The 6369-nt window shown below is 40.4% G+C and carries 7 protein-coding genes; 3 read left to right on the forward strand and 4 right to left on the reverse strand.

Going from position 1 to position 6369, the window contains the following annotated elements:
• Positions 1-32 precede the first annotated feature (32 nt).
• The 4 genes from CSV79_RS07590 to CSV79_RS07605 form a co-directional block, all read right to left on the reverse strand.
• Positions 33-590 carry an SLOG family protein gene (locus CSV79_RS07590; RefSeq protein WP_099688438.1) on the reverse strand — a complete coding sequence of 186 codons (558 nt, stop codon included), beginning with the start codon at positions 588-590 and terminating at the stop codon, positions 33-35.
• The gene (locus tag CSV79_RS07595) at positions 587-1744 is read right to left on the reverse strand and encodes an acyl-CoA dehydrogenase family protein (protein WP_199171890.1); all 1158 of its coding nucleotides are present in this window, start codon (positions 1742-1744) and stop codon (positions 587-589) included. The genes CSV79_RS07590 and CSV79_RS07595 overlap by 4 nt, the downstream gene beginning before the upstream one ends.
• A gap of 178 nt (positions 1745-1922) precedes the next feature.
• Complete coding sequence (locus CSV79_RS07600) at positions 1923-2828, reverse strand: AEC family transporter (protein WP_099688440.1); 906 nt, start codon at positions 2826-2828, stop codon at positions 1923-1925.
• A gap of 104 nt (positions 2829-2932) precedes the next feature.
• Complete coding sequence (locus tag CSV79_RS07605) at positions 2933-3502, reverse strand: biotin transporter BioY (RefSeq protein ID WP_099688441.1); 570 nt, start codon at positions 3500-3502, stop codon at positions 2933-2935.
• A 95-nt stretch (positions 3503-3597) separates the two neighbouring features.
• Between CSV79_RS07605 and bioD the strand changes: the two genes are divergently transcribed.
• The 3 genes from bioD (at position 3598) to CSV79_RS07620 (ending at position 6252) form a co-directional block, all read left to right on the forward strand.
• Complete coding sequence (gene bioD / locus CSV79_RS07610) at positions 3598-4317, forward strand: dethiobiotin synthase (protein WP_099688442.1); 720 nt, start codon at positions 3598-3600, stop codon at positions 4315-4317.
• The gene (gene bioA, locus CSV79_RS07615; RefSeq protein WP_099688443.1) at positions 4304-5674 is read left to right on the forward strand and encodes an adenosylmethionine--8-amino-7-oxononanoate transaminase; all 1371 of its coding nucleotides are present in this window, start codon (positions 4304-4306) and stop codon (positions 5672-5674) included. The genes bioD and bioA overlap by 14 nt, the downstream gene beginning before the upstream one ends.
• 308 nt (positions 5675-5982) lie before the next feature.
• Positions 5983-6252, forward strand: coding sequence for a CHASE3 domain-containing protein (locus CSV79_RS07620; RefSeq protein ID WP_158232489.1), 270 nt, complete (start codon positions 5983-5985; stop codon positions 6250-6252).
• Positions 6253-6369: the final 117 nt, after the last annotated feature.

Consider the following 6369-nt stretch of genomic DNA (forward strand, 5'->3'; position numbering starts at 1 on the left):
AAAAAAAGCGTAATGCTCAGCATTGCGCTTTTTTATTCCCATTGTTCTCTTTGTAAATCTTCAGCTATGAGTTGTAGATCATCTGCTGTGATCGTCAATAGTTCATAATTTGTTGTTTCAGCTAATTGTGCAGCCATTTGCTTGATGAACTTTGGGGAACCTTCATTTTCTTCATCGTAGACTAATAATAAAGCGTCTGAATTTCGAAGTAGAAACTTATTCTTTTCAACGAATTGCCACGGAGCTTCATATGGTTTGTTTGTTAGGCTAACGAAATAGTCAGCTAGGGCGATGAGTTGTTCATATGTTTCTTTTTTTGTCTCATTCCAATTAGCTTGCTGATCAAGAAATGGAGTGATTACGGCATATTGTAAATGGGGGTAGTCTTCTTGCAAGTCCCAGACACACTCAATTGCCCATGTCTCGACCCCGAGTTGCCCACTAATAATCACCCATTCAAGTCCCTGATCGAGCATTGTCAATAACTGATCGGTCAAAGCTTTTTTTATAATCGCAATACCCGGATGTTGTTCATTGAATATCCCTAACTCATGTGCTTTATAACCACTAACGACAAGTCTTTTGGTCATTGTTGCTCGCTAATTGCTGCGTGTGCTAGCTTTGTAATCGTCATATCGTCCATTGGAGGATTATGAAGACCCGCACGCACATCTCGGTAATAGCGTTGAAGGGGATTGGAAAGTTCTAAACTCTTCGCGCCTACAATACGCATCGCAAGATTAACTATTTCAATCGCACTGTTTGTTACGATGGACTTCGCCACACCTAGTTCATTTTGTAAATGAATACGGCGAGCGTGATCATCATAAATGCCGGCGATATCATATAGGAGGTGACGCGCTTTAATAAGTTCAAGATCCATCTTGCCAATCTGTGTCTGTATACTAAAAAGGGAAGCGATTGGTTCATTCAAGCTATTTGGTTGGTAGGTTGCTGCAAAGTGTACAGCGTAGTCCCGTGCAGCTTGGGCAATCCCTAAATAACAAGCAGGGATATGAAGTAACCAACCATTTTGTTTATTACCTCGTGAAGCCTCATTCACTTCGACTAACTGCTCTTCAGTCGCTTTGACTTGCTCTAGCACAAGTGTTTGACTTTCTGTACCACGCATAGAAATTGTATGCCATGTTTCTTTTATGGAAAGCCCTTCTGACTCGCGCGGTATTAAAAAGAAACCAACTTTTTGCTTTTCTTCAATCCAAACAGAAACTAAGAAATGCGTTAAGGCGGGGGCCATTGTCGTGAAAGTTTTTTCTCCTGAAATTACCCATCCTTCTGCTGAACGCATTGCTGTCGTTTGGGGGCGTCCGCCACGCGTTGGGCTGCCGGTCTGTGCTTCCGTTACGGAACGATTGACGAGAGCGCCTTGCTGAATAGCTTCACTAAATTGTTTTAGTTGTTCTTCGGTCCATTTACGGTTTTCAAATAATTCACCGACGACTCCTTGATGCCAGCCGATAGCGAGTGCAGTAGCGCTATCGAATCGAGCAAGAGTCTCTTGGAATAGTACCATATCTGTCACCGAGATGCCTGGACCACCGAATTCTTTCGGTAATGTCAGTGTCGTATAGCCCATATCTACAAGTTTTTGGATATTCTCTTTTGGGAATTTTGAAAATGTATCAGATGGCTCTGAATAGCTACTGAAAAACGGACCTGCCTCAGTCAATTCATTGACCCATCGGCGTTGAAAGTCCGTTGTGATAAAAAGTTCTGTCGACAAGAGTAACACGTCCTAACTGCTTCAGTCTTCATTCATCTATAGTTTCTTCTAACTTAGTAGTTATGTAAAAACATAAGAGATCCTTGAGTACCTCTCTCAAAGTCATGAAGTTATAGTATACTAGAAAACCGAAAAAAATACCATTGTGACGAATAGAAAATTTTTAACAGCATTTTGGTCAGTTCATGACGAAAAAGAGTACGATCGGAATGGTTAACAAACTGAGCAGTGTAGTAATTAATGTTGTAAATGAAACTAAGTCGGGTTCTGTGCCAAACTGCAGTGCGAACATCGTCGTATTGGCAGCACTTGGCATAGCTGCTTGGATAATTAGTACTGCTTTAAGTAAATCACTTACTGGTAAAAATAATAAAATTCCTACTGCGATTAATGGAGAGACAATCATCCGTATAATCGTAGCTGCTGTGACGTGATGGTATGCGACTCGTTTGCGCACGATTACGGCTAATTGCATTCCGAGAACTAACATAACTATGGGTATAGAAGCATCAGCGATTAAGTCGATTCCTTGCATTAGTGAATCAGCCAATGGAACGGAAGTCACTTGAAAAATGATCCCAAGAGCTGCCGCGTAGATCAAAGGCATCCGAATCACCCGTTGCATCGAGTCTCTCCACGTAGCATGGGCTTCTCCACCGATAGAAGCGAAGAAAATGCCGATTGAATTCATCAATATCGACTGAAATACCATCATGATGACACCGTAATTAAACGCCTCATTACCGAATGCGAACAGTACGACAGGTACACCATAATTCCCGCTATTCATGAATACGCCACTTAGAATCATAGCGGATCGTTGCGAACGAGTAGCCTTCATCGCACTGGCAGTCACCCAAACAATTAGAAATAATACGATAGTTAATAAAACGGCGAACACTACTATGTATAAATACGTCTTATCCAATTTATTCGTGTAAAATGTGCGGAAAGCTAGAAAAGGGGATAGTAAATATAGTGCAGCGGTGGATATCGTTTTGATATCAAATGAGAGTAGCTTTTGTCCAATAAAGCCTATTAAGAATATAAAAAGTACAGGTGCTATAATACCGAGTAGTTCCAAAACGATTCCTTCCTTTCTAAGTTGTCTTTAGTATTATAAACGACTACATGTCTAAGAATCTAGTTGTTAACATAAAAGAACCCATCGCAATGGATGGGTTCTTTTTAAATACTAGGTTGTTTGCGAATGGGTTGAAACTTGACGGCCTTTTGTACTTTTGGAATGAGTACGATGGAAAGAATGGTCACACCAATGTCTAGCGGCAAATAAGCGACCATCCAAGACCAAGCGAGGGCATAGCTAAAGCCAGCAGGAGCCTCCATCCAATACATATAAGCAAAATACATATAATTTGTCCCGATCAAGTAGTTAGCAGCTATAGCTAACGTGCCTGCACTTAAGTAGCTAAATAAAGATTGTTTCCGCTCGAAAATCTTCCCCACAATATAAGCTACGAGAATAAAAGAAATAATGTAGCCAAATGTTGGGCTAAGGAAACTGCCTATCCCACCTTTAAATTGAGCGAAAATCGGTGCGCCCGCGAGTCCGATGAATAAATATGCCAACATAGACAAGCTACCTAGCCTACTCCCTAATAATCCGCCTGCTAGTATTGCGAACAGCAATTGAAGGGTAACAGGGACCCCGCCAATCGTCAGTAAAGGAGCGATATTCGCCCCAACTCCCATAAGTGCCGCAAATAGAGCGCATAGTACAATTTCTTTCGCTTTCATTTTCTAATCCTCCCATTAACCATTGTTGTCTTTCAAAGTATATGTTAACATAACTTTGTGTTTAGTTAACCCATATTTTTAAAGGAGTTGAAATCATGTCTGTATTATTCATCACAGGAACGGATACCGATGTAGGGAAAACAGTTGCGACGGTGTTGATCAGCGATTGTTTAAGAGAACACGGTCGACATTTCGTACCATTCAAACCTGTTCAAACAGGTGCGGTTTTACAAGAGGGGAAGTGGTTCGCGCCAGATATTCTGACATATGGGCTTTCGTTAGATGATGAACTTCAACCAGCTAACTATTTATTGAAAACGCCATGCTCGCCTCATTTGGCTGCTAGTTTAGAGGAAATGACAATTGAACCGAAAAGGCTGACGCAATCCGTTGGACAACTTGAAAGAACTTATGATGGTGTTGTAGTAGAAGGTGCGGGTGGACTTTATGTTCCACTGACGATAGACGGTTTTTGCTTAATTGATTGGATGGAGGAATTGAAGGCGCCGGTTATATTGGTGACGCGCACGGGCGTTGGGACGATCAATCATACGCTTCTTTCTATAGAAGCGATGAAATCCAGAGGCATTCCAATTGCGGGTTTGCTATTTAATGAATTGGTGCCGCAAGAAACTGGAATTACGGAAGATAATATGCGGATGATTGCTCTATTAAGTGATGTACCAGTCATCGGTATTATTCCATACCAGGACGATATTCATGATACACTCACTGACCCGGTAAAAAGAAAAGCATGCTATAAACAGTGGAATTACAAGATTGTACAGGAGGCGTTACAAGATGGAAACAAATGAATTATTGGAGAAAAGTAAGCGATATATGTGGTTACCGTTTACACAAATGTCTGATTACGAAAGAGACCCACTCATTATAAAAAGTGGTGAAGGGGTGACGGTCACTGATATCCACGGAAATACGTATTTAGATGGCTATTCTTCTTTATGGTTGAATGTCCATGGTCATCGGAAAAAGGAATTAGATGAAGCGATTCAAACACAATTACAATCAATTGCCCATTCAACTTTACTAGGAGCGGCTAATGTTCCTTCTATTTTATTGGCGGAGAAATTAGTGAAGTTAGTACCGGAAGGACTGACGCGTGTATTCTATTCAGATAGTGGTGCAACAGCTGTAGAGATTGCTGTCAAGATGGCGTATCAGTATTGGCAAAATAAAGGGGTTCGTAAAAAGACGAAATTTGTTACGCTGAGCAATGGATATCATGGCGATACGGTAGGTACGATGAGTGTTGGTTCTATTGAGTTGTACCACAAAGTGTATAGCTCTTTATTATTTGATGCACTCGTTATTCCATTCCCAGCTGTCTATAGACATCCTTCTGGTGAGGAAAACATCGTGCGAAATGAGAGTTTAGAAATGTTGCGATTGTTATTTGAAGAGAGCCATGAAGAGATAGCAGGAATGGTACTCGAGCCGATGATTCAAGGTGCAGGGGGAATGAATACGATGCCTTCTGGATACCTAAAAGGGGTGGAGGCATTGTGCAAGGAATTCAATGTACTTCTAATTGTAGATGAAGTAGCCACTGGCTTCGGACGTACTGGAAAGATGTTCGCTGTAGAACATGAAGCGATTCAACCGGATTTAATGACTGTAGCAAAAGGGCTGACAGGGGGCTATTTACCGGTGGCGGCTACGTTTGCAACAGAAGAAATCTATCAAGCTTTCTACGGCGAACATGAAGAAATGAAAACATTCTTTCATGGCCATTCCTACACGGGTAATCAGTTAGGGTGCGCTGTTGCGTTGGCGAACTTAGAGATCTTTGAAAAGGAACAACTTGTGCAACAAGCTGCGGAGAAGTCAGTAGTACTTAAACAATTATTAGAAGACGTGAAACGGCTACCTCATGTAGGTGATGTACGACAGTGCGGTTTAATGTGCGGAGTCGAAATTGTAAAAGATCCATTTACAAAAGAGTCATTCTTGCCTGAAAGTCGTGTAGCTTATCGAGCCACATTGAAAATGAGAGAGCTTGGTTTATTGACAAGACCCCTTGGCGACGTGATCGTCTTAATGCCACCCCTAGCCACTACAAGAGAACAATTAGCTGAAATGGTTGCGATTTTTAAAAAAGGAATCCATTTAGCGACAGAAGAACTAGATAAAATGGTAGTTGCCGACAGCTAAATGATGCATAGTGAGACATGTTAAACCGACGTAGTAGAAAAGTAGAAAAACCACAGCTGTAGAAGTCCTATATCTATAAATTAGATATAAAGGTACACGCTGTGGTTTTTTTGATATGAGAAATTCACTAATTACCTATGAATAATTAAAACTACTACTAGGAGAAAGTAATTAAGTAAGTGAAAGGTTGCGTTTTTCCTATGGAATAGTAGTTCTTGTATACGTATGAAATTACTTGCGATATAATCAAGAAGATTTGTATATAGGTGAATAAGTAATCGTGGGAATAAATGGGGGAGAGGGAAATCGTGAAGTTTACCGTGGGAAGAAAGTTGTGGATTGGTTTTTTAAGTGTCGGTATAATTATGGCTATTATTGGTGTAATAGGTTTTTTATCATTAAAAAATATCAATGAAAAATATCAATTTCTAATTGATGATCGCATGTACAAAGTAATTTTACTTGAACAACAACTTCGTGATCAAAATTTGTTGGGAATGAGCATTAGGGGATATATGCTTTATGGTAATAATGAATATTTGAAGGAACTTGAAGAAGCACATGTAACCGTCAAGTAATTTTGAACAGTTTTTGCTCATTAGTTTTGAACAGTTTACGCTTGAAATAATGTTTCACGATACTTAATTCTGTGACTAGCACCTTCAAAGTGAAGGACTTCAGAGCGGTGGAGAAGG

This window comes from Sporosarcina sp. P13, from assembly GCF_002743055.1.
In the GTDB taxonomy this organism is placed as follows: Bacteria; Bacillota; Bacilli; order Bacillales_A; family Planococcaceae; genus Sporosarcina.